At 69.9% G+C, this 22,629-nt stretch carries 24 protein-coding genes, 2 pseudogenes and 1 riboswitch; of the genes and pseudogenes, 14 read left to right on the forward strand and 12 right to left on the reverse strand.

What is annotated here, in order from left to right; genetic code table 11:
• Positions 1-8: 8 nt before the first annotated feature.
• Positions 9-713 carry a DUF4190 domain-containing protein gene (locus ABZV38_RS20710; RefSeq protein WP_356328967.1) on the reverse strand — a complete coding sequence of 235 codons (705 nt, stop codon included), beginning with the start codon at positions 711-713 and terminating at the stop codon, positions 9-11.
• Between the two features lie 123 nt (positions 714-836).
• On the opposite strand from ABZV38_RS20710, the gene ABZV38_RS20715 reads away from it, so the two are divergent.
• The 5 genes and pseudogenes from ABZV38_RS20715 to ABZV38_RS20735 form a co-directional block, all read left to right on the forward strand.
• A complete protein-coding gene (locus tag ABZV38_RS20715) occupies positions 837-1,871 on the forward strand; it encodes an adenosine deaminase (protein ID WP_356328969.1) in 1,035 nt (344 codons plus the stop codon).
• Positions 1,872-1,894: 23 nt separating this feature from the next.
• Positions 1,895-2,599, forward strand: coding sequence for a glycerophosphodiester phosphodiesterase (locus tag ABZV38_RS20720; protein ID WP_356328971.1), 705 nt, complete (start codon positions 1,895-1,897; stop codon positions 2,597-2,599).
• A 74-nt stretch (positions 2,600-2,673) separates the two neighbouring features.
• Complete coding sequence (locus ABZV38_RS20725; RefSeq protein ID WP_356329061.1) at positions 2,674-3,480, forward strand: SAM-dependent methyltransferase; 807 nt, start codon at positions 2,674-2,676, stop codon at positions 3,478-3,480.
• Between the two features lie 107 nt (positions 3,481-3,587).
• Positions 3,588-4,316: pseudogene (locus tag ABZV38_RS20730) on the forward strand (ATP-binding protein); the annotation flags it as partial.
• Positions 4,308-4,466, forward strand: a pseudogene (locus tag ABZV38_RS20735) (peptidase); the annotation flags it as partial. The pseudogenes ABZV38_RS20730 and ABZV38_RS20735, both read left to right, overlap by 9 nt.
• 1 nt (position 4,467) lies before the next feature.
• Here the strand turns inward: ABZV38_RS20735 and ABZV38_RS20740 are convergent.
• From ABZV38_RS20740 to ABZV38_RS20750, 3 genes are all read right to left on the reverse strand, one after another.
• On the reverse strand, positions 4,468-5,013 hold the full coding sequence (locus ABZV38_RS20740) for a hypothetical protein (protein WP_356328972.1): 546 nt from the start codon (positions 5,011-5,013) through the stop codon (positions 4,468-4,470).
• Positions 5,014-5,067: 54 nt separating this feature from the next.
• The gene (locus tag ABZV38_RS20745) at positions 5,068-6,231 is read right to left on the reverse strand and encodes a spermidine/putrescine ABC transporter substrate-binding protein (RefSeq protein WP_356329063.1); all 1,164 of its coding nucleotides are present in this window, start codon (positions 6,229-6,231) and stop codon (positions 5,068-5,070) included.
• Between the two features lie 179 nt (positions 6,232-6,410).
• Positions 6,411-7,850 carry a gamma-aminobutyraldehyde dehydrogenase gene (locus ABZV38_RS20750; RefSeq protein WP_356328974.1) on the reverse strand — a complete coding sequence of 480 codons (1,440 nt, stop codon included), beginning with the start codon at positions 7,848-7,850 and terminating at the stop codon, positions 6,411-6,413.
• Positions 7,851-8,013: 163 nt separating this feature from the next.
• Here ABZV38_RS20750 and ABZV38_RS20755 point away from each other — a divergent pair, with 163 nt between their 5' ends.
• From ABZV38_RS20755 to ABZV38_RS20770, 4 genes are all read left to right on the forward strand, one after another.
• Entirely contained in the window at positions 8,014-8,520 is a 507-nt protein-coding gene (locus tag ABZV38_RS20755; protein ID WP_356328976.1) for an Lrp/AsnC family transcriptional regulator, read from the forward strand.
• Complete coding sequence (locus tag ABZV38_RS20760) at positions 8,505-9,884, forward strand: aspartate aminotransferase family protein (protein WP_356328977.1); 1,380 nt, start codon at positions 8,505-8,507, stop codon at positions 9,882-9,884. The genes ABZV38_RS20755 and ABZV38_RS20760 overlap by 16 nt, the downstream gene beginning before the upstream one ends.
• 281 nt (positions 9,885-10,165) lie before the next feature.
• Positions 10,166-10,903, forward strand: coding sequence for an ATP-binding cassette domain-containing protein (locus ABZV38_RS20765; protein ID WP_356328978.1), 738 nt, complete (start codon positions 10,166-10,168; stop codon positions 10,901-10,903).
• Positions 10,885-12,069, forward strand: a complete 1,185-nt coding sequence (locus tag ABZV38_RS20770; RefSeq protein ID WP_356328980.1) for a hypothetical protein — start codon at positions 10,885-10,887, stop codon at positions 12,067-12,069. Before ABZV38_RS20765 ends, ABZV38_RS20770 begins: the two co-directional genes overlap by 19 nt.
• A gap of 34 nt (positions 12,070-12,103) precedes the next feature.
• Here the strand turns inward: ABZV38_RS20770 and ABZV38_RS20775 are convergent, their stop codons facing one another.
• Positions 12,104-13,045 (reverse strand): glycosyltransferase family 39 protein, encoded by a 942-nt coding sequence (locus ABZV38_RS20775; RefSeq protein ID WP_356329065.1) that lies wholly within the window; start codon positions 13,043-13,045, stop codon positions 12,104-12,106.
• The gene (locus tag ABZV38_RS20780; RefSeq protein WP_356329072.1) at positions 12,931-13,239 is read right to left on the reverse strand and encodes a hypothetical protein; all 309 of its coding nucleotides are present in this window, start codon (positions 13,237-13,239) and stop codon (positions 12,931-12,933) included. The genes ABZV38_RS20775 and ABZV38_RS20780 overlap by 115 nt, the downstream gene beginning before the upstream one ends.
• Positions 13,240-13,316: 77 nt before the next feature.
• Here ABZV38_RS20780 and ABZV38_RS20785 point away from each other — a divergent pair, with 77 nt between their 5' ends.
• Positions 13,317-14,435: a Rossmann fold nucleotide-binding protein gene (locus tag ABZV38_RS20785; RefSeq protein ID WP_356328982.1), complete on the forward strand. Its 1,119-nt coding sequence runs from the start codon at positions 13,317-13,319 to the stop codon at positions 14,433-14,435.
• A 25-nt stretch (positions 14,436-14,460) separates the two neighbouring features.
• Here the strand turns inward: ABZV38_RS20785 and ABZV38_RS20790 are convergent, their stop codons facing one another.
• The 5 genes from ABZV38_RS20790 to rlmN all read right to left on the reverse strand — a co-directional run bounded on the left by ABZV38_RS20790 (position 14,461) and on the right by rlmN (position 20,292).
• Complete coding sequence (locus ABZV38_RS20790) at positions 14,461-14,913, reverse strand: SRPBCC domain-containing protein (RefSeq protein ID WP_356328983.1); 453 nt, start codon at positions 14,911-14,913, stop codon at positions 14,461-14,463.
• Positions 14,914-15,057: 144 nt separating this feature from the next.
• Complete coding sequence (locus tag ABZV38_RS20795; protein ID WP_356328985.1) at positions 15,058-16,083, reverse strand: ABC transporter ATP-binding protein; 1,026 nt, start codon at positions 16,081-16,083, stop codon at positions 15,058-15,060.
• Positions 16,084-16,105: 22 nt separating this feature from the next.
• Positions 16,106-17,719: an iron ABC transporter permease gene (locus ABZV38_RS20800; protein WP_356329067.1), complete on the reverse strand. Its 1,614-nt coding sequence runs from the start codon at positions 17,717-17,719 to the stop codon at positions 16,106-16,108.
• A gap of 116 nt (positions 17,720-17,835) precedes the next feature.
• Positions 17,836-18,957, reverse strand: coding sequence for a thiamine ABC transporter substrate-binding protein (locus ABZV38_RS20805; RefSeq protein ID WP_356328987.1), 1,122 nt, complete (start codon positions 18,955-18,957; stop codon positions 17,836-17,838).
• A gap of 73 nt (positions 18,958-19,030) precedes the next feature.
• A riboswitch (TPP riboswitch) is annotated at positions 19,031-19,145 on the reverse strand.
• Between the two features lie 40 nt (positions 19,146-19,185).
• On the reverse strand, positions 19,186-20,292 hold the full coding sequence (gene rlmN / locus ABZV38_RS20810) for a 23S rRNA (adenine(2503)-C(2))-methyltransferase RlmN (RefSeq protein WP_356328988.1): 1,107 nt from the start codon (positions 20,290-20,292) through the stop codon (positions 19,186-19,188).
• A gap of 217 nt (positions 20,293-20,509) precedes the next feature.
• Here rlmN and ABZV38_RS20815 point away from each other — a divergent pair, with 217 nt between their 5' ends.
• The 4 genes from ABZV38_RS20815 to ABZV38_RS20830 all read left to right on the forward strand — a co-directional run bounded on the left by ABZV38_RS20815 (position 20,510) and on the right by ABZV38_RS20830 (position 22,033).
• Complete coding sequence (locus tag ABZV38_RS20815; protein WP_356328991.1) at positions 20,510-20,755, forward strand: hypothetical protein; 246 nt, start codon at positions 20,510-20,512, stop codon at positions 20,753-20,755.
• Positions 20,728-20,844 (forward strand): DUF6233 domain-containing protein, encoded by a 117-nt coding sequence (locus ABZV38_RS20820; protein ID WP_356328993.1) that lies wholly within the window; start codon positions 20,728-20,730, stop codon positions 20,842-20,844. The genes ABZV38_RS20815 and ABZV38_RS20820 overlap by 28 nt, the downstream gene beginning before the upstream one ends.
• A gap of 26 nt (positions 20,845-20,870) precedes the next feature.
• Positions 20,871-21,083, forward strand: coding sequence for a hypothetical protein (locus ABZV38_RS20825; RefSeq protein WP_356328994.1), 213 nt, complete (start codon positions 20,871-20,873; stop codon positions 21,081-21,083).
• Positions 21,084-21,505: 422 nt separating this feature from the next.
• Positions 21,506-22,033, forward strand: coding sequence for a GNAT family protein (locus ABZV38_RS20830; protein ID WP_356328996.1), 528 nt, complete (start codon positions 21,506-21,508; stop codon positions 22,031-22,033).
• Here ABZV38_RS20830 and ABZV38_RS20835 read toward each other — a convergent pair whose 3' ends face one another.
• Positions 22,034-22,537: a MarR family winged helix-turn-helix transcriptional regulator gene (locus ABZV38_RS20835; RefSeq protein ID WP_356328998.1), complete on the reverse strand. Its 504-nt coding sequence runs from the start codon at positions 22,535-22,537 to the stop codon at positions 22,034-22,036.
• Positions 22,538-22,629 lie beyond the last annotated feature (92 nt).

Consider the following 22,629-nt stretch of genomic DNA (forward strand, 5'->3'; position numbering starts at 1 on the left):
GACGCCCCTCAGCGTGCGACGTCCACGACCAGGGATGTGCCGTACGGGTCGTCGTAGGGGTAGCTGTCGTCATTGTTGAGGTCGTCATTGGCTATCGCCCAGATCAGGAAGCCCAGGAAGGCCCCGCTGATGACGATGCCGATCGAGCCCAGAATGATGCCGGCCAGCGCCATGCCGCTGTTGGTCGCCTCGCCTCGCTTGACGCGACCGCGGCCCAGGAGACCGAAAATCAGCGCAAGGACGCCGACGACGACGCCGAGCCCCCACATGCAGAAGCCGACCACCGCGATGATGCCGAGCACCATCGACGCGATGCCGAGTCCGTTCGCGGGTCCCGGTCCGCCCCAGGGAGCCTGGCCGTAACCGGGGTAGCCCGGGTAACCGCCGTACTGCGGCTGCGGTGCGGCCGGGTACCCGTACTGTCCCGCGGGCGGCGGTGTCGTCTGGCCCGGACCGCTCGGCGCGATCGGCGGCGGCGGTACGTCGCCGGGGACCTGGCCCGCGCCGGGGCCGGTGCCCGGTGCGCCGCCGAACCCGTCGGTGGACGCGGGGCCCGGTTCTGCGGCGGGCATCGAGGTGACCGTCTGCTGGTCGTGCACCGCAGGCGGGCGAGGATCACCGGCCGGCTTCTCCAGCGGCACCCTGCTGTCCGGCGGAGCCCAGGGGTCGCGTGGCGCGGCCCCGCCCCCTGGTTGCTCTGTGTTCTCTGACATGGGCCTCCCCCATCGTGGTCCCGTCATGCTACGGCCCGCTCCCGCCGGACCGGCCCCGGCCTACGATGATCCCCGGGCCGCCGTGCGCCCGGACCGCTCAGACCTCACGTTCCGGAGGATCCGATGACCGATCTGCACCCCTTCATCGCGGGGCTGCCCAAGGCCGAACTGCATGTGCACCATGTCGGATCCGCCTCGCCCCGCATCGTCGCCGAACTGGCCGCCCACCACCCGGACTCCAAGGTCCCCACGGACCCCGAGGCGCTGGCTGACTATTTCTCCTTCACCGACTTCGCTCACTTCATCGACGTCTATCTCTCCGTCGTGGACCTGATCCGCACCCCGGAGGACGTCCGGCTGCTGACCTTCGAGGTCGCCCGTGACATGGCCCGCCAGAACATCCGGTATGCGGAGCTGACCGTCACCCCGTTCAGCTCGACCCGGCGCGGGATCCCGGAGCAGGGCTTCATGGAGGCCATCGAGGACGCCCGCAAGGCAGCCGAGGCCGAGCTCGGGGTCGTACTGCGCTGGACGTTCGACATCCCCGGCGAGGCCGGACTGGAAGCCGCCGAGGAGACCACCCGGCTCGCGGTCGGGCTGCGGCCCGAGGGGCTCGTCGCGTTCGGTCTCGGCGGCCCGGAGATCGGCGTGCCCCGCCCGCAGTTCAAGCCCTACTTCGACCGGGCGATCGCCGAGGGCCTGCACTCCGTTCCGCACGCCGGGGAGACCACGGGCCCGCAGACCATCTGGGACGCCCTCACCGAGCTGCGCGCCGAGCGCATCGGCCACGGCACCAGCGCCACCCGGGACCCGAGGCTCCTCGACCACCTCGCCGAGCACCGGATTCCGCTGGAGGTCTGCCCGACCTCGAACATCGCGACCCGTGCCGTCACCGACCTCGACCGGCACCCGGTCAAGGAGATGGTGGACGCCGGCGTTCTCGTCACCATCAACAGCGACGACCCGCCGATGTTCGGCACGGACCTCAACAACGAGTACGGGGTGGCGGCCCGTCTCCTCGGCCTGGACGAGCGGGGTCTCGCCGCACTCGCGAAGAATGCGGTGGAGGCCTCGTACCTCGACCCGGCCGGCAAGCGGACGCTGGCCGCCGAGATCGACACGTACACGACGAGCTGGCTGGAGCGCAGCGGCCGGTGACCGCAGCTGGTGACAATGGCCCCATGGCCACCTCTGTCACCGCCGTGGCTCACCGCGGCGATCCGTACCGTGTCCGCGAGAACACTCTCCCGTCGATCCGCTCCGCGATCGAACGGGGGGCGGACGCGGTCGAGATCGATGTCCGGGTCACCCGCGACGGGGTGCCCGTCCTGCTGCACGACTCCACGCTGGAACGGCTGTGGGGCCACGACCGCAGGCTGGACGGGTTCACCCACCAGGAGCTCACCGAAGTGACCGCGGGCGGTGTCCCCACCCTGCGAGAGGCACTGCTCACCGCCGGAACGCACCGCCTCATGGTCGACCTGCCCGGCTCCACCGACGATTCGGTACGCAGGACCGTCGGTGTGGTCCGCGAGTGCGGGGCCGGGGAGCGCACGTACTACTGCGCAGGCCCCGAGGCCATGCTGCGGGTGCGCGCAGCGGATCCGTCCGCCGAGATCGCCCTGACCTGGACGTCGCTCGCCCCGCCCCGCGCCGGTCTGCTGGACGCGGTGAAGCCGCGCTGGCTCAACTACCGGTTCGGACTGGTGAGCCGGGAGTTGACGGACCGTGTCCACCGGGACGGGCTGCTGGTCTCGGCCTGGACGGCCGACACCAAGCGCACCATGCGTCGCCTGATCGAGCACGGCGTCGACTCGATCACCACCAATCGGATCGACGCCTTGCACCGTTTGCTCGCCAACTCCCGGTCCGCTGAGCATTCTTGATCGATCCGGCATCATGGACGGTGCCTCATCGATCGTGATGTTGCCCCGGCGCCAGAGGAGCAGATGTGACTGATGTGACCGATCCACGCCGCAACCCCCTTTCGCCCCACGTCCGTTCCGACATCGCGCACAACGCCCGGGTCTGGAACTACTGGCTGGGCGGCAAGGACAACTACCCCGTCGACCGTGCGGTCGGCGATCAGGTCACCGGCATGTACCCGAGCATCGGCGAAGTGGCGCGCGCCGACCGGGCGTTCCTGGGGCGGGCGGTCCGTCATCTGGCCGGTGACGCGGGGATCGGCCAGTTCCTGGACATCGGCACCGGCCTGCCGACGGCGGACAACACCCATGAGGTCGCGCAGCACACCGCCCCCGACGCCCGCATCGTGTACGTCGACAACGACCCGATCGTGCTGGCGCACGCCCGCGCGCTGCTCACCAGCTCGCCGGAGGGTGCGACCGAGTACATCGACGCGGACGCCCACCACCCGGATCAGATCCTGCAGGCGGTCGAACCGACCCTCGACCTGAAGAAGCCGGTCGCGGTGATGATGCTCGGCATCCTGAACTTCGTTCTCGACACGGACGAGGCGCGGGGCATCGTACGGAAGCTGATGGACGCGATGCCGTCCGGCAGCTATCTGGTGCTCACCCACCCCACGCCGGAGCTGGGCGGCGAGGGCAACGAAGCGGCGATGCGGTTCTGGAACGAGAACGCCACACCGCCGATCACCGCCCGCAGCCGCGCCGAATTCGCCTCGTTCCTGGAGGGTCTGCAGCTCGTCGATCCCGGCATCGTGTCGTGTGCACGCTGGCGCACCGGCCCGGCCACCGAGGGCGCCGAAGTCGCCCAGTTCGGCGCAGTGGCCCGGAAGCCCTGACGGCGCCGGCCCCATGCACCTGCGTGGCATCGGCCCGAGGGCACTCGGGACGGGTCCCCCGGACCGTGGACCTCTTCATCACGCTGCTGGTGCAAGCCGCGGTGACCATGCCGTTCGTCGTCCAGCGCGGCCCGGACCTGCCGGAGGCGACGTGGGCGGCGTACGGACTGACCACCCTGAGCGTGGTGCCGCTGGTCGCGCGGCGACGGGCTCCGGTCGCCGTGCTGATCGCCGTGCTCGCTGTCGGCGGCCTGTACAAGTTCACGGTCGACGGGCCGGGCCAGCCGCTCCCGTACGCAGGACTCGTGGCGTTCTGCACGGTGGCCGAACTCTCCTCACCGGTGAAGCGGCCCGGTGGCCGTGCGCACGGCACCGGAGCGTGCCGAGGCGGCGTTCGACGCGATCTCGGAGACGGGGCGGGACGCCATGGTGCAGCCGCGCCGGATGCTCGGCGTGCTGCCCGAGAACGAGAGCCCGCGCGACGCGCCGCGGGAACCCCAGCCCGCGCCGGCCGGGCTGCCCGGCATGGTCGAGCGGGTACGCGGCAGCGGCCTGGAGATCGCGTACGAGGTCACGGGTCCGGCCCGCCCGCCCGGCCTGGACGTCGAGGCCACTGTGTACCGGATCGTGCAGGAGGCCCTGACGAACGTCGTCAAACATGCCGCCGCCACCACCGTCTGCGTACAACTGACTTATGAGCCCCTGGCGTTGCCCCTCACAGTCCCGATGACGGGCGCGGTCCCGGGACCGTCACCGGAATGGGTCTGATCGGCATCCGGGAACGCGCCTCGGCACACGGCGGCACCGCCCGCACGGGCGCGGGTCCGGGTGGCCGCTGGGGCTACAACACCGCTGTCGTGGCCACCCGTGATCTCTCCCGGACACTCGTCTACAGCGTCAACGCGACGGACGCGAAGGGCGACGGCATGAACGCCACGGCGATGAACATCGTGGTGGCCGCCTTCGGTGCCCCGTCGGCCGGGTGACTCAGACCGCCGGAGCCACCGCCGGGCCAGCCACCGGATCCGGCGTCCGTTCCATCGCCTCCAGCCGCTTGATCATCCGGTGGACGACGAGCAGCGGAATCACCCCGATGACACCGAACGACATGTCGATGACCGACCACCAGAAGGGGATCCCCCGGACCGGTCCGCAGATCAGCGCGAGCGGGATGATCCCGGCGCAGGCGATCATGCCGAACTCGATGACCCAGATGTTGCGGACCGGGTCGCGGTACGGACCGTAGAACGCGACGGCGATGACGAGATGCGCGAAGGCCAGCCAGTCGGTGCCGTACAGCACGAAGGGGTACTTCGCGTCGGCCTCGTCGAGGCCGGTCCTGACCCGGGTGATCCACTCCATCAGGGCCGGGAAGTGCTCGGGCACGGGTGAGGCCGAGGACCTCAGCAGGTCCTCGGTCCAGTGGAGTTCATGGACGAGCGGAAAGGCGGTCAGCCCGCTCAGCACCAGACAGACGATAAAGACGACCAACCACACGCGTACGCGCCTCAGCAGGGCTCTTCGCTCGCTCATGCCCGCAGCGTACGCCCGGGTTTACGTGTCCTTTACACCGCCCTGACACCTCCCTCAGAGGCCGACGATGGAGTTCCATTTCTTCGCGAACTCGGTGCGTTCCTCGGACGTGATATCGCGGGCGATCGCCAGCCGTCCGCGCATCGCGTCGTCGGGGAAGATCAGTGGATCCTCGGCGAGGGCGGCGGTCTCCTCGTCCTTGGCGGAGGCGAGCACCTCGCGGGCGGCGGGGACGGGACAGACGTAGTTGACCCAGGTAGCGAGTACCGCGGCGACCTCGGGCTCGTAGTAGTAGTCGATCAGCTTCTCGGCATTGCTCTTGTGGCGGGCAAGGTTGGGGATCATGAGTGATTCCGCCCAGAGTTCGGCTCCCTCCTCGGGCACCACGAACTCGATCTCCGGGTTGTCGGCCTGGAGCTGGATTACATCGCCCGAGTAGGCCTGGCAGGCGAGCACATCGCCGGTCGACAGGTCCTTGATGTAGTCGTTGCCGGTGAAGCGGCGGATGTGATTCTTCTTCACCAGCCTCTCCACCTGGTCGCACGTCGTGTAGAAGTCGTCCTGCGTCCAGCGGGTGATGTCGACGCCGTTGCCCTGCATCAGCAGGGCGAAGGACTCGTCGAGCCCGGACAGCAGCGTCACCTTGCCGCGCAGGTCGTCCGCCCACAGATCGCTCAGGTGCTTGATCTCGCGGCCGAGCTTCTTGCGGTTGTACGCGATGCCGGTGATCCCGGACTGCCAGGGGACGCTGTGCATTCGGCCCTGGTCGAAGGCAGGCGAACGCAGCTGCGGATCCAGGTACTTGGCGACGTTGGGCTGCTGGGTCCGGTCCATCTCCTGCACCCAGCCGAGCCGTACGAACCGGGCGGCCATCCAGTCGCTGATGACGATCAGGTCCCGGCCGGTCTGCTGGTGATTCATCAGCGCCGGGCTGATCTTCCCGAAGAACTCGTCGTTGTCGTTGATCTCCTCGGTGTACGTGACGGAGATTCCGGTGCGCTCGGTGTACGCGTCGAGGGTGGGCCGCTTGGACTCGTCCTCGTCGTCGGTGTCGATGTACAGCGGCCAGTTGGCGAAGTGCAGCGTGTGGTCGGTGGCGGAGAAGTCGCGTCCGGCGCGGTCACCGGGCCGCACATACGCCGCGGGCACTCCGCAGCCGGCCAGGGTGGCACCGGCCGCTCCAGCCCCGAAGGCGCGCAGCAGGGACCGGCGGGACATGGGGTGGTTCGGGATCGCTCGCACCTGCGCAGGATGCCGGTCGGCGGGTCGGGCGGACAATGGACCATTCGTCCAGCGGCGTGCGCTTCACCCGCACACCCTGTCGATGCCCCGTCAGGAGCGGGGCACGGAAACGGCCCCGGACCGGAGCCCGGGACCGTCACCGCATGCACGGAAGATCAGTCGTCGAGCGACGTCATGACGTGCTTGATGCGCGTGTAGTCCTCGAAGCCGTACGCGGAGAGGTCCTTGCCGTAGCCGGACTTCTTGAATCCGCCGTGCGGCATCTCGGCAACGAGCGGAATGTGGGTGTTGATCCACACACAGCCGAAGTCGAGGTTCTTGGACATCCGCATCGCCCGGGAGTGGTCCTTGGTCCACACCGACGAGGCGAGGGCGTACTCGACGCCGTTCGCGTACTCCACGGCCTGCGTCTCGTCGGTGAACGACTGGACGGTGATGACCGGGCCGAAGACCTCGTTCTGGATGATCTCGTCGTCCTGGCGCAGGCCGGAGACGACGGTCGGGGCGTAGAAGTAGCCCTTGTCGCCGACCCGGTGGCCGCCCGCCTCGACCTTGGCATGGGCGGGGAGCCGCTCGATGAAGCCGCTGACCTGCTTCAGCTGGTTGGCGTTGTTGAGCGGGCCGTACAGCACGTCCTCGTCGTCCGGCTGCCCCGTCTTCGTGTCGGCGGCGGCCTTGGCGAGCGCGGTGACGAACTCGTCGTGGATCGACTCGTGGACGAGGACGCGGGTCGCGGCCGTGCAGTCCTGGCCCGCGTTGAAGAAGCCCGCGACCGAGATGCCCTCGACGGCCTTGGCGATGTCGCTGTCCTCGAAGACGACGGCCGGGGCCTTGCCGCCGAGCTCCAGGTGGACGCGCTTGACGTCCTTGGCGGCGGACTCGGCGACCTGCATGCCGGCCCGTACCGAACCGGTGATGGAGGCCATCGCCGGGGTCGGGTGTTCGACCATCGCGCGGCCGGTGTCCCGGTCGCCGCAGATGACGTTGAAGACGCCCTTGGGCAGGATCTGGCCGATGATCTCGGCGATCAGCACGGTCGACGCCGGGGTGGTGTCGGACGGCTTGATGACGACGGTGTTGCCCGCGGCGAGCGCCGGGGCGAACTTCCAGACGGCCATCATCATCGGGTAGTTCCACGGCGCGACCTGTGCACAGACGCCGACCGGCTCGCGGCGGACGATGGAGGTCAGGCCCTCCATGTATTCGCCGGCCGAGCGGCCTTCGAGCATCCGCGCCGCACCCGCGAAGAAGCGGATCTGGTCCACCATCGGCGGGATCTCTTCGGTGCGGGTGAGTTCGAGCGGCTTGCCGGTGTTCTCGGACTCGGCGGCGATCAGGTCCTCCGCACGCTCCTCGAAGGCGTCCGCGATCTTCAGCAGGGCCCTCTGGCGCTCGGCGGGCGTGGCGTCGCGCCAGGCAGGGAAGGCGGCGGCCGCGGCAGCCATGGCGGCATCGACATCGGCCTGGCCGGAGAGCGGCGAGGTCGCGTAGACCTCTTCCGTAGTCGGGTTGACCACGTCAATGGTCCGCCCGTCCGCGGCGTCCCGGAACTCTCCGTTGATGTAGTTGCGCAGACGGCGCACCTCGGTGGTCACAACCACCCCTCCTGTCGACACGTCCAATGGGTGAGATGTCCAGCCTAGTCGCTGGGGTAACGCTTTCGACATACCCAACCGCCGCGAACTTCGGATTCAGTGAGATCCAGGCCTTCAGACAACGAATTTCATCGATCCAGGGTTGCCAGACAGACGAGTCGCGGTGCACAGTGGATCCGTGGCCAGTCGCAGCGCAGACTCCAGGACCGGGAACGGATCGTCACCAGCGGTCGATGCCGTGTCCCTCGCAATCATCGAGCAGCTCCAGGACGACGGGCGTCGTCCGTACGCCGCGATCGGCAAGGCCGTGGGCCTCTCCGAGGCGGCCGTACGGCAGCGCGTTCAGAAGCTGCTCGACCAGGGCGTGATGCAGATCGTCGCCGTCACGGACCCGCTCACCGTGGGGTTCCGGCGGCAGGCCATGGTCGGCATCAACGTCGAAGGCGACCTCGATCCCGTCGCGGAGGCGCTGTCGGCCATGGCCGAGTGCGAGTACGTGGTGATGACCGCAGGCTCCTTCGACCTGATGGTGGAGATCGTCTGCGAGGACGACGACCACATGCTGGAAACGATCAACAAACGCATCCGGGCCATCCCCGGCGTGCGCTCCACCGAGAGTTTCGTCTACCTGAAGCTCAAGAAGCAGACCTATATGTGGGGAACCCGATAGCCGTGAGCAAGGACCTCAGCCGAACCGCGTACGACCACCTGTGGATGCACTTCACCCGCATGTCGGACTACGAGAACGCGCCCGTTCCCACCATCGTGCGTGGCGAGGGCACCTACATCTACGACGACCAGGGCAAGCGCTACCTCGACGGCCTGTCCGGCCTGTTCGTGGTCAACGCCGGTCACGGCCGTCACGAGCTCGCCGAGGCGGCGTACAAGCAGGGCCAGGAACTGGCCTTCTTCCCGGTGTGGTCCTACGCCCACCCGAAGGCGGTCGAGCTGGCGGAGCGTCTCGCCGACTACGCGCCGGGTGACCTCAACAAGGTCTTCTTCACCACCGGTGGCGGCGAGGCCGTCGAGACAGCCTGGAAGCTCGCCAAGCAGTACTTCAAGCTCAAGGGCAAGCCGACCAAGTACAAGGTCATCTCGCGTGCCGTCGCCTACCACGGCACCCCGCAGGGCGCCCTGTCGATCACCGGTCTGCCGGCCCTGAAGGCCCCGTTCGAGCCGCTGGTTCCCGGTGCGCACAAGGTGCCGAACACCAACATCTACCGGGCCTCGATACACGGCGACGACCCGGAGGCCTTCGGCCGCTGGGCCGCCGACCAGATCGAGCAGGAGATCCTGTTCGAGGGCGCGGAAACGGTCGCCGCGGTCTTCCTGGAGCCCGTACAGAACGCCGGTGGCTGCTTCCCGCCGCCGCCCGGATACTTCCAGCGTGTGCGCGAGATCTGCGACAAGTACGACGTGCTGCTCGTCTCCGACGAGGTCATCTGCGCCTTCGGCCGCCTCGGCACGATGTTCGCCTGCGACAAGTTCGGCTATGTGCCGGACATGATCACCTGCGCCAAGGGCATGACGTCGGGCTACTCCCCGATCGGCGCCTGCATCGTCTCGGACCGCATCGCCGAGCCGTTCTACGAGGGCGGCAACACCTTCCTGCACGGCTACACCTTCGGTGGCCACCCGGTCTCCGCGGCGGTCGGCCTCGCCAACCTCGACATCTTCGAGCGCGAGGGTCTCAACCAGCACGTCCTGGACAACGAGAACGCGTTCTTCACGACGCTGCAGAAGCTGCACGACCTGCCGATCGTCGGCGACGTCCGCGGCAACGGCTTCTTCTACGGCATCGAGCTGGTGAAGGACAAGGCCACCAAGGAGACCTTCACCGACGAGGAGACCGAGCGCGTCCTGTACGGCTTCCTCTCCAAGGCGCTGTACGAGAACGGTCTGTACTGCCGGGCCGACGACCGCGGCGACCCGGTCGTCCAGCTCGCCCCGCCGCTGATCTCCGACCAGTCGACGTTCGACGAGATCGAGTCCATCCTTCGGTCGGTCCTGACGGAGGCCTGGACGAAGCTCTGATCCGAACGGTGATCCGGTTCGTGGGTCGATCGGCCGATCGACCACGGATCGACTGACCGATTGACCACGGCCGGATCATTGCTCACCCCTGCTTCCAGCAGTCATTTCATACGGTCCACGCGGCCCGGATGCGCCCATTCGAGTGGGAAGGTGCGCACCCGGGCCGCGTGGTGCCGCGATGCCGTGGTTCGAATCCTTACGGTGCCCAGGTGACCGATCGGCCCCCTCTTCGTTCCCCCGTACAGGGGACGGGAATTCTGATCTGAACCGAGGTGTACGCCATGGTGGCTCCGCCGGACAACGATGTGATCTGGGCGCGTTCCCTGCACCACTCCCACAACGGCTCACCCGCGCTCGGCGGGATCTCCCTGGAGGTCCGCCACGGCGAGATCCTCGCCGTGACCGGTCCGCGCGGCAGCGGCAAAACGACTCTGCTGCACTGCCTCTCCGGTCAACTGGTGCCCCAGCAGGGCGAGGTGTGGTTCAACAGTGTCCCGGTCCACACCATGGGTCCGCGGCTGCGCGAGCGGCTGCGCCGGGACCGGTTCGGCTGGATCGCGCCCGAACCCCAGCTCGTACCGGAGCTGAACACCTGGGAGAACACGGCGCTTCCCCTGCTGCTGCGCGGCACCTCGCACCGGGTCGCGAAGAAGGCCGCCATGGAGTGGCTGGAGCGACTCGACATCGGCATGTGCGCCAAGAAGCGGCCGCACACGCTGCTCCAGGGGCAGCGCCAGCGGATCGCCGTCGCCCGTGCGCTGACCGGCACACCCACGGTGATCTTCGCCGACGAGCCGACCGCGTCACTGCACCACGCCGACCGCTCCCATGTGCTGCGGACCCTCACGAGCGCGGCCCGCTCGCACGGCATCACGGTCGTGCTCGCCACCCATGACGCGGAGGTCGCCTCGCTCGCCGACCGTACGGTCCCGCTGCTGGACGGACGCCGTGTCACCACCGTCGCCCTGCCCTCCGCGTCCGATACGGAAGGCCGCGCGGCGTGCTCGCTCTCCGTCTAGCCCGCGGCACCCATCCTCTGGTCCTGGTGCGGCGACTGCTGGTCGCGGCCGCCTCCGCCGGGGTCGGCTTCCTGCTGCTGTGCACCCTGGGGTACGCGTCCACGCATCCGGCATACTCGACCGCCGCGGCGCTGCGGCTGCTGTGGTGCTTCGTACCGCTGGCCGCCACCGTGCACTTCGCGGTCGCGGTGGCCCGCACGGATCCCAGTACGCGCCCGCGTTCGGGACTGTCCGCCGTCGGTCTCGGGCCGTTCCGGCTCAGTGTGCTGGCCGCGGTCTCCACCGCCGTGTCCTGCACCCTCGGGTCGACGGTGGCGCTGCTCTTCTTCCTGCATCTGCGCGGCGATCTGACCGGGCTGCCGTTCCACGGGGCGGCGGCCGGACTGCTCGGCGCGGGCGCCCCGTTGCCGGTGGCCGCGGCCCTCGTGCTGCTGGCGCTGGCACCGGTGGCCGCGGCGACGGCAAGCGCGATGGCGCTGCGCACCCAGCCGGTGCGGGTGGCGGAGCCGGAGGACGACGAGCAGGACATCGTGCCGGACGAGCAGATGCCGGCGCCGGCACCGGCGCCGACCGGACTGCCGTGGGGTGTGGCGCTGACGGCGGTCGGACTCACGGTCGAGGCGTACTCGAGCCGTGATGGCGCGGGCAGCGCGTTCCCCCTGCCGGGGAAGTTCGACACCACGCCGGCGTGGGTGCTGGCGGGATGGTCGCTGACCGCGATCGGTCTGGCCATGGCAGGCCCCGGACTGACGCACCTCGCCGGACGGCTGCTGCAGTCGATGCGCCCCGGAGCCGTACGTCTGCTGGCCGGAAGAATGCTGATGGACGAGGCGCACCGGATCGGCCGGCCGCTGGGAGCGATCTGCGCGGTGCTCTCCGCGGTGATCGCGGCTTTCGCGCTGTACGGGACGGGACCGCGTCCCTTCGGCCCGCTCACCGCGCTCGGCGCCGTCCTCGTGCTGGGCTGTACGACGGCGACGCTGCTGACCTCCGCCCTGGAGGCGAAGCAGGCCCGCGCCCACACGGTTCGGATGCTGCTGCGGCTCGGTGCCCCGGCCTCGGCGCTGCGGGCCGCGACGGCCCTGCGCGTCGCCGTCCTGCTGGTCGTGTTCGTCCCGATCACCTGGGCGGTCGCCGAATTGGCCGCGCTGCCGCTGACCCGCTGACGGGCCGTCGGCCAGCCGTGGAGCCGGCCGACGGTCAGCCGAGATGCCGGAAGGCGGGCCAGATCTCCGGCCAGGGCTTGCGCAGGCCCCGGCAGATCCAGACCTGCGCGCCCTGTTCCTCGTTGTCGACCCCGTACCCGTTGTCGATCCGGGCGGCGGGTTCCACCTCGCGCCAGTGGCGCCGCAGTTCGCCTGCGCTCCGGGCCCCGAAGAAGAGCGTCACGGCGCTGCGGTCCGAGGGCGGCGGCCCCCACCGGTGGTAGGCGTTGTGCCCGCTGTACGCGGTCGGCAGCCCGTACGCGTCGCCGTACCGCGCGAGCGCCCCCGCCTCGCCGTAGTTGCGGGTCACGATCGTCGTCGCTCCGCGCTCCGCGGTCGGCAGCGTCCGGTACACCCGGCCCACGGTCGCAGCGAGTTGTGGCCAGCCGACCGTCTCGGCGCTGTCACCGTTGACGGCCGGCTGCGGACTGCCCGCGAACACGGCCAGCGGTACGACGGGCAGGGAGATCAGGAGCGCGAGCGCCGCACCCGCCGGCAGCCACGGGGTACGCAGAACCGTGCGTGGACCTGCCGCGAGCAGCCCGGCGACCAGGGCGACGACAAAGAAGGCCACCAGGTACTTGTTGAGCAGCCCGACGCCGGTGAGCCCGATCACCAGCCACAGCCGGTGCGCGCGGGTGCGTACCAGGCGGACCACGAGCCAGCTGATGAGCGTCCAGACCAGCAGGTCGAGGGTGGTCGTGGAGAGCAGGTGCCCGGAGATGACGGTGAGTGGGGCAACCGCCCAGGCAAGGGCGGCGAGCGTCTGTGCGCGGGCGCCGCCGCCGAGTTCCCGGGCGATCAGCCCGACGAGCAGCACGGTCAGGGCGACCGCGACGGCGGAGGCGGTACGCAGCGCGGTCGGCGAGTCCCCGAGGAGCGCGGTCTCGGCGCGGGCCGGAAGGACGACAAGCGGCGGCTGGTCGTCGTATCCCAGGCCAGGTGGTCGCCTGCGGCCCGGTAGTACAGCTCGTCGCGGTGGTAGCCGTAGCGGCCACCGAGTGCGAGAAGGAGTGCCCCGGTCCCGGCAGAGACGGCGGCGATGCGACGCAGCGCGAGGGGAGGCGGGACCGGTGACAGGGGCGTGCGCACCACTTGGTCCCGGTCCGCCCCCGGAGTCACGTCCGTCACGGTGCCACCTCCCGACTCGGGGGCATATGACCGTACGAATGGAGCGGTACGCCCCGGACGCTACGTAGCATGACAGCGTGGACAACCCGGACGACAATGTTCCTGCACCCGGCATCGAGATCGAGTCGGTCGCCGAGTTCGACGCGGCGGTCGCGGCAGGGACACTGGCCGGACATCGCGTCCAGTCCGTCGACCTGACGGACCGCAGCGCCGTGCTGCTCGCCACCGACACGTCCGGCGCCGTCTTCCTCGGCTGCCGGATGACGCCCGAAGCGTCGGCGAAGGTACGCGCCGAGGGCGCGTTCGTCTTCCCACCCGTGCCGGGGTTGCCCTTCGACCCGTACCGCGGCCTGCTCTACTCCCCCGACGCGCTCTACGAAGGACTCGCGGACGGGGGCTACGAGGCGACACCCGACGCCCGCGCGTACCGATGGTTCCAGCAGACCCGGGCGAACGGCGACACCTTCGCCTCGATGCTGCGGGCGCTCCACGACGACGCGGTCTCCGACGCGCTGGACGAACTTCTCACCGGGACCCGGGTGGTCGGGGTGATGGGCGGCCACGCGACGCCCCGCGGCAGCGCCGCCTACGCGGCCGCGGCCCGGCTGGGCAGAACGCTGGCGCGCAGCGGACTGACGGTGGCCACCGGCGGTGGCCCCGGCGCCATGGAGGCGGCGAACCTCGGCGCCTATGCGGCTCCGCATCCCGATCCGATGCTGGGCAAGGCCTGCGAACTCCTGGCGGCCGTACCGTCGTTCACCCCGTCGATCACCGACTGGGCGCTGGCCGCCTTCGCCGTACGGCAGCAGTGGCCGGCGGGCGGCGGCTCGGTCTCGATCCCCACCTGGTTCTACGGCCACGAGCCGCCGAACCCGTTCGCGGACCACATCGCCAAGTACTTCGCCAATGCGCTGCGCGAGGACGGGCTGCTCGCCCGCTCCACCGCGGGCGTGATCTTCCTGCCGGGCGCCGCCGGAACCGTGCAGGAGATCTTCGACAACACGACGCCGAACTACTACGGCTCACGCGGCACACCGACCCCGATGGTGCTGGTCGGCAGCGCCCACTGGACAGAGGAACTGCCCACCTGGCCCCTGCTCCGGGCGCTCGCCGTGGGCCGGCCGATGGAGTCCCGTATCGCGCTGGTCGACACGGTGGACGAGGCCCCCGAGGCACTCGCCCGGCTGACCGCCTGAGGGGCGGGCCGAGAGGCTGTCCGGTTCAGATCACCGCGAGCCGGTTGACCAGCGCGTCGAAGAAGGCCTCCCAGCCGTCCTCGGCCGCCGCGTACTGCTCGGGCGTGAGGTGGCCGCCGCGCTGCTGGAAGACCATCTCGGTGGTCTTGCGGCCGCGCTCGGCGAAGGTGACGGTGACGATCTCGCCCTCGATGTCGGCGGGCGCGCCGGCGTCCTTCAGCGTGAAGACCAGCCGCTCCGGCGCGACCACCTCACGGTAGATCCCGTGGAACGGCATCTCGGTGCCCGGCACCACGATGACCAGGCTCCACGTGCCCCCCGGCCTGACGTCCATCGACACCCGGTCGAGCGGCACATCGGCGTCCCCGCCGTACCAGGCGGCGAAGTGCTCGGGGGTCGTCCAGGCCTCGAAGACCTGTTCCCGTGGGGCGTCGAAGACGCGGGTGATGTCGATGCCCTCGCGTGCCGTTCCAGTCATGTCCCTGCCCTTTCGGAGTCGTTCCGGATCTTCCCCGGTCGCAGGAGGTGTTCCCCGAAACGGCCGAAACTGCTCTTCCGGGACACCCGGTAGTGCTCCGCCCACGGCGAGGCGTCGCCGACGGCGCCCTGCCGCGGCGCGTGATCAGCCGGCCGCGGGCAGCACCACCGTCTCCGACGCGTCGAACGTCACGCCGACCGTCGCACCTTCCTGGGGGGTGTCCCTCAGCGGACACTCCGCCTCCAGGACCGGGCCGCTGTCGGGGTGCAGTGTCACGGCGACGTGGTTGCCCCGGAAGGTGCGGGCGCCGACCGTGCAGCGCAGGCCGTCCGCCGGGTCGCCGACCCTTACACCCGCCGGACGCACCAGCAGAGCGCACGGGCCCTGCGGCGCCCCGTCCGGCACCGGCACCTTGCCCCACGCCGTGGCCGCGGCAGCGCCGGTCACCATCGCATCCACCACATTGTCGAAACCGAGGAACCGGGCGACGAACGCGGAGGCGGGGCGCTGCCAGACCTCCAGCGGAGTGCCCACCTGGGCGATACCTCCGTCGCGCATCACGACGACCCGGTCGGCGAGGGCGAACGCCTCGCCCTGGTCATGAGTGACGGCGAGCACCGTCGTACCCAAGCGGGCAAACAGTGTGCGCAGTTCGACAACAAGGCGTTCGCGCAGGCTGCGGTCGAGCTGGCCGAGCGGTTCGTCGAGCATCAGCAGCTTCGGCCGCGGGGCGAGCGCCCGTGCGAGGGCGACACGCTGCTGCTCGCCGCCGGACAGTGCGGCGACAGCGCGTCGTTCGGCGCCGGGCAGGCCCACCAGTTCGAGGAGTTCGACGACCCTTCGGTCCTGGTCGCCGCGGGTCACTCCGTGCATCCGCAGCCCGAAGGCGACGTTCGCGCCGACGTCCCGGTGCGGGAACAGCTGATGATCCTGGAACATCAGCCCCAGACCGCGCCGGTGCACCGGTACATCGGTCTGGTCGACGCCGTCGAGGAGCACCCGGCCGCCGTCCGGCGGGTGCAGTCCGGCGACCACCCGCAGCAGTGTCGACTTGCCGCTGCCGCTCGGCCCCAGCACACAGACGATCTCGTGGTCCGCGACCTCCAGATCCACCGCGTCGAGCGCCGCCCGCTTCCCGAAGAGGACGGTGGCGGCTTCCAGTGTCAGCATGTCCAGAACACCCCGAGCATCTTCAGAACTCCCCGGACCGGTCCGGACGGATACGTTCGAGCAGCAGCAGCGCTACCGCGCACACCAGCATCAGAATGGTGCTGAGGGCCATCGCCTGGCCGTAGTTGAGCTCCCCGGACCGCCCGAGCAGCCGGGCCACGGCGACCGGCAGCGTCGGGTTGTCGGGCCGCGCGATGAACACCGTCGCCCCGAACTCGCCGAGCGACACGGCGAATGCGAAGCCCGCCGCGACCAGCAGCGCCCGCCGCACCAGCGGCAGGTCGACCTCGCGCCAGGCTCTGAGCGGTGACGCGCCGAGCACCGCCGCCGCCTCGCGCAGCCGCCCGTCCACCGCCCGCAGGACGGGCAGCATCGTGCGTACGACGAACGGCACACCGACCAGCGCCTGGGCCAGCGGCACCAGGATCCAGGAGGTCCGCAGATCCAGCGGGGGCTTGTCCAGCGTGATCAGGAAGCCGAAGCCGACGGTGACCGCGGACACTCCGAGCGGCAGCATCAGCAGCGCGTCGAAACCGCGGACGAGCCGCCCGGCCCGCCTCGTCAGCGCCGCCGACGCGAGCCCGCCGACGACCAGCGCGATCACGGTCGCGACCAGGGCGTACTGCAGTGAGTTCCAGATCGCTTCGAGCGGCGCGACCAGGAAGGTGCTGCCCCCGGCGTCCGCGGACTGCAGGGCGCGGTAGTAGTCGAAGCCGTGGCCGCCGGGCACGTTCAGCGAGCGCTCCACCAGCACACCGAGCGGCAGCAGGATCAGCACCAGCACGGTCAGCAGGACCCCGCCGAGCAGCGCCCACTGCTCGGCGCCGCGCGGCCTGCGGGCGGTCTGCGCCGGGTCGACCAGCTTCAGTGCCGTCTCCCTGCGCCGCACGGTCCACGCGTGTACGGCCAGGATCGCGCCGACGGCGGCGAACTGCACCATCGTCAGCACGGCGGCCGTCGGGAGGTCGAGCAGCTGGGCGGTCTGCCGGTAGATCTCCACCTCCAGCGTGGAGTACGCCGGACCGCCGAGGATCTGTACGACCCCGAAGGAGGTGAACGTGAAGAGGAAGACCATCAGTGCTGCGGCGGCCACGGCGGGCGCGAGGGCCGGCAGCGTCACCCGCCGCCACGCCACGAACCGTCCGGCGCCCAGCACCCGGGCGGCCTCCTCCTGCCGTGGGTCGAGCTGCGACCACAGACCGCCTACGGTCCGTACGACCACCGCGTAGTTGAAGAAGACATGGGCCAGCAGGATCGCCCACACGGTGGTGTCGAGCCGTATGCCCGCCAGTTCGTCGAGGAAGCCGCCGCGTCCCAGCAGCGCCAGAAAGGCCGTCCCGACGACGACGGTCGGCAGGACGAACGGCACGGTGACGACCGCCCGCAGCACCTGTTTGCCGGGGAAGTCGAAACGGGCGAAGACATAGGCGCCGGGCAGCGCGATCAGCAGAGTCAGCGCGGTCGAGGCGAGCGCCTGCCAGGTGGTGAACCAGAGGACGTCGAGGATGTCCGGCCGGGCCAGCACCTCGCCGATCCGGCCGAACTGCCAGACGCCTTCGGCCTTCAGCCCGCGGCCGACGATCGCGCCGACGGGGTAGGCGAAGAACAGCGCGAAGAACGCGACGGGCACGGCCATCAGGCCGAGCCGCACCGCGCTACCGCGCCACGCCTGCGGGCGCGCGGCGCTCGCGCGCCCCGGCCGGGCGCGCGGACCCTTCTCGCGCGCGCCCGGTCCGGCTACGGGCGTCTTCGCTACTTCACTACGAGCGAGGACCACGACTGGACCCACTGCTCACGGTTCTTGGCGATGGTGTCGGGAGCCACGGTGGTCGGCTTGTCGACCGTCGCGCCGAACTCCGTGAAAATCTCCGGCAGCTTCGCGTCCTCGGTGACCGGGCTCACGAACATGTTGAGCGGCATGTCCTCCTGGAACTTCTTGCTGATCAGGAAGTCCAGCAGGGCCTTGCCGCCCGCCTCGTTCTTCGCGCCGTTCAGCAGACCCGCGAACTCGATCTGGCGGAAGCAGGTGCCGGTCGCGACCCCCGTCGGGGCCTCGGTCGGCTGCGGCTTCGCGTACAGCACCTCGGCCGGCGGGCTGGAGGCGTACGACACGACGAGCGGCCGGTCGGCCTTGGCCTTCCTGCCGCCCGCGGAGCCGGAGAACTCCTCGTTGTACGCCTGCTCCCAGCCGTCGACGACCTTGACGCCGTTGCTCTTCAGTTTTTTCCAGTAATCCTGGTAGCCGCTCTCGCCGTAGGTGGCGACGGTGCCCAGCAGGAAGCCGAGCCCGGGCGACGAGGTCGCGGCGTTCTCCGTGACGAGGAGGTTCTTGTACGCGGGCTTCGCCAGATCGTCGAAGGTCGTCGGCGGCGCGAGCTTCTTGTCGGCGAAGTACTTCTTGTCGTAGTTGATGCAGATGTCGCCGGTGTCGATCGGGGTGACCCGGTGCTTGGCCGCGTCGAGCTGGGTGTCGGTCGCGACCCGGTCGCTGCCCTTCGCCTCGTAGGGCGTGAACAGGCCGTTGTCGAGGGCGCGGGAGAGCAGCGTGTTGTCGACGCCGAAGAACACATCGCCGCGCGGGGAGCCCTTGGTCAGGATCTCCTGGTTGAGTGCGGCGCCGGCGTCCCCGCTCTTGAGCACCTTGACGTTGTAGCCGGTCTCCTCGGTGAACGCCTTCAGTACGTCCTTGGAGGCGTTGAAGGAGTCATGGCTGACCAGGGTCACGGTCTTGGACCCGGAGCCCTTCGTGCCGCCGGCCCCGGAGGCCGAGTCGTCGGAACTGCCGCAGCCGGCGAGTGCCGTGACACCGAGCGCGGCGGCGACGGCCGTTGCCGCAAGCTGCTTGGTGCGGCGCGTGGTACGGGTGGTGCTCATTGTTGATTCCTCCTGGGTTTGACCAGGAAGAGACGCTGCCCTGCCCACCGGGAGGCGGGCAGGGCGCAACAGCATGAGTTGATGACCGAACTTCCTACCCGGAATGACCCGGGCGAGGTTCAGAGGGTCTGCGGCCAGCCTGTCCGGTGCCGCACTCTCAGCGCTGTGGCGCTCCCCTGTCGGAATATGAAATTGATTTCGGCCCAGATTACACGGGCCGTTTCGGCCTCAGCGCTCGGATGCCGCCAGCTGCCCACACGCCCCGTCGATCTCCTGACCGCGGGTGTCCCGCACGGTCACGGGCACCCCATGGGAAGCGATCGCCTCGACGAACGCCTTCTCGTCCTCGGGCCGCGAGGCCGTCCACTTCGAGCCGGGCGTCGGGTTCAGCGGGATCAGATTGACATGCACGCGCCTGCTCTTGAGGAGCCGTCCGAGCAGGTCACCACGCCAGGCCTGGTCGTTGATGTCGCGGATCATCGCGTACTCGATGGAGATCCGGCGGCCGGACTTCTCCGCGTACTCCCATGCCGCGTCGAGCACCTCGCGCACCTCCCAGCGCGTATTCACCGGCACGAGCGTGTCCCGCAGCTCGTCGTCCGGCGCATGCAGCGAGACCGCGAGCCGGCACTTGAAGCCCTCGTCGGCGAAGCGCAGCATGGCCGGCACCAGGCCCACGGTGGAGACGGTGATCCCGCGCTGCGAGAGACCGAGACCGTCCGGCTCGGGGTCGGTCAGCCGGCGGATCGCGCCGACCACCCGCTTGTAGTTGGCCAAGGGCTCGCCCATGCCCATGAAGACGATGTTGGAGAGCCGCGCGGGCCCGCCCGGCACCTCTCCGTCACGCAGTGCCCGCATGCCGTCCACGATCTGGTGGACGATCTCGGCGGTCGACAGATTGCGGTCCAGACCGGCCTGCCCCGTCGCGCAGAACGGGCAGTTCATCCCGCATCCGGCCTGCGACGAGATGCACATCGTCACCCGCTCCGGGTAGCGCATGAGGACGGACTCGACCAGCGTCCCGTCATGCAGCTTCCACAGCGTCTTACGGGTGGTGTCGTCGTCGCAGCTGATGTGCCGGACCACGGACATCAGGTCGGGGAACATCGCCTCGGCGAGCTTGTCCCGCGAACCGGCCGGGATGTTGGTCCACTCGGCCGGGTCGTGCGCGTACCGCGCGAAGTAGTGCTGCGACAGCTGCTGCGCACGGAAGGGCTTCTCGCCGATCGCGGCTACGGCCTCCTTGCGCTCGGCGGGCGTGAGGTCGGCGAGGTGCCGCGGCGGCTTCTTGGCTCCGCGGGGCGCGACGAAAGTGAGTTCTCCGGGCTTAGGCATGGTTCATCCAGTGTGGCAGACACGCCGTGGCAGGAGAGGCCTTCGCCAGCTCAGAAGGGGTGAGGAGCACACACGCCCGGTCGTCGTCGGTGTCATCAGTCGACGTCGGCGGCCTGTGACGGCCCAGAGACGGCCCAGCCGTCCCGGGGGACAGTGACCGATTCCACGACAGGGAGGTGGTGCGCACAGCGGTCCACCGAGACCTAGAATCGAATATGTGTCCGAAAATCTATCCCGTCTGGATCGCCTGCGGATCGTGCGCGAGTGGCAGGCGTACCAGCTCGGCCGGACCGATCGGACGATCGCCGGGCTGGAGAAAAAGGAGGCCGCAGCCGCCCGGGCAGCACGCACCCTGCCGCCGCCGGCGCCCGACTGGAAGCTCTCCCTGCTGCGCGCGCGGCCCACGCCGACGCCGTCCACACAGGCGACTGCGGCATGGGCGGCAAGAGAACCAAGCCGATGACCCGGGAGCAGGCCCTGCGTGCGCTCACGGAGGACGGCATCACGGCCTGCCCGTACTGCCGGCCGGACAGAGAGCTTGGAGTGCTGTGACCCGCGGACTGCCGGAGCCTGAGGACATGCGCGAAACACCCATCGTCATCCACCGCACAGCCGGAACAGGCGGACGCCGGGTGGCGATCCGCGCCCGGATCGCGGGCCTCGCCCACAGCGACGACGACGTGATCGAGTTCCTGCGCCGCGCGGGCCTGCCGGACGCCGGTGACGTGCTGGACGATCCACGATGGGTGGAATGGCAGGGCGGCCGCCCACACGAGTACGGCGCGGCCTGAGGCAGCGCCCCATTGCTCGCGTGCCACAGCTGTCCATAGCCGTTGACGCCATCGCCCGCCCCAGGCGGCCCAGTAGGGCGCGGTACCGGTACCTGTCGGCCCACCCGCCGTGGCGGCCGATGCGCCGCCCGGCCGTGCACAGTGGACACGACCGGGCCCGCCTGTCGTTCTCGGCCCGCACGCCGCAGGAGGCGAGGTCGCCGGTCACCGCGAGCGGTCGTGGCGGGGGGCTAGGCTCTCTCCGGCGGATCATTGGCGGAGCCATGAGCGGATCGCTGCTGCGGTGACTGTGCCGTGGAAGACGTGGGCCCGCTTGTCGTAACGGGTCCGACTCGATCTCCGGCGGGCGCAGGGTGCGGCGGCGCGGGCACCCTCGCATAGGCGGGCCGCCTCATCCGACGCACCGCGACGAGGATCAGGTCATGCGCAGCAGCACCAGGATCCGCCTGATCGAGCCCACCGACGCCGCCCCGATCGCCGCTCATCGGGTGCGGGACTTCGAGGCTTTCCGGCCGTGGGAACCGGCCCAGCCGGCCGACTTCTTCACGCCGGAGGGCCAGGCGGAGCGGATCGACAGCCTGCTGGCCGGATACCGGGCCGGCGCGGTCTGGCCGGGCGTGGTGCTCGCCGACGACCAGGTGATCGGGCAGGTCACCGTCGGAGGCATCCTGCCGCAGCCGCACCTGCGCCGCGGCTCCGTCGGATACTGGATCGCCAGCGTCGCCCAGAATCAAGGGCACGCCGGGCACGCCGTCGGGCTTGCACTCCGGGTGATGGCGGACGAACTCGGGTTGCACCGCGCCGAAGCGTCCACCAATCTGGAGAATCTGCCGTCGCAGCGGGTGCTGCGCCGCAACGGGTTCAGCCCGTACGGCGTCGCGCACTCCTCGATCTTTCTCGACGGGAGCTGGCGGGACGGGCTGCTGTGGGAGCGGGTCCTCGGCGACTAGCTAGGAGGCCGTTTCCGTCGGCCTGGCACCGGTGGTGTGGCGGATGACGTTGCCTGTCGCCCGGCGGAGCAGGTCTTGTGCGGTCCCGACCTCCTCGTGGGTCAGTCCGATGGCGTCTCCGATCGCCGGCGGGACGGTGAAGATCCGTCGGCGAAGCGCGACCCGCTCCGGCGTGAGTGCCACTTCCACCACCCGCTCGTCGTCAGCCCGTCGCTGCCGCTTGAGCAGACCGTTGGCCTCCAGGCGCTTGATCAGCGGCGTGACCGTCCCGTAGTCCAGTTGCAGGGCGGCCACCAGGTCCTTGACGGATGCGGTGCCGTGCTGCCAGAGCACAAGCATGACCAGGTACTGGGGGTAGGTCAGCCCCACGGCGTCGAGCAGGGGCCGGTAGACGCCGGTGATGGCCCGTGAGGCCGCGTACAGGGTGAAGCAGAGTTGGTCATCCAGGAGCAGTGAGGGCTCCACGGGGTCACCGGGTTCGGGCGCGCGGCTGTCGGCGATCACGGTCGCCCCCCTTCCTTGGCTGTCGGGTGATCGAAGCAGAAGCCATTCTCACACCTACCACGAGGGCTATGGTCTCGCCCACAGGTGTATTG

It is taken from the genome of Streptomyces sp. NPDC005181 (genome assembly GCF_040608395.1).
Classification (GTDB): domain Bacteria; phylum Actinomycetota; class Actinomycetes; order Streptomycetales; family Streptomycetaceae; genus Streptomyces.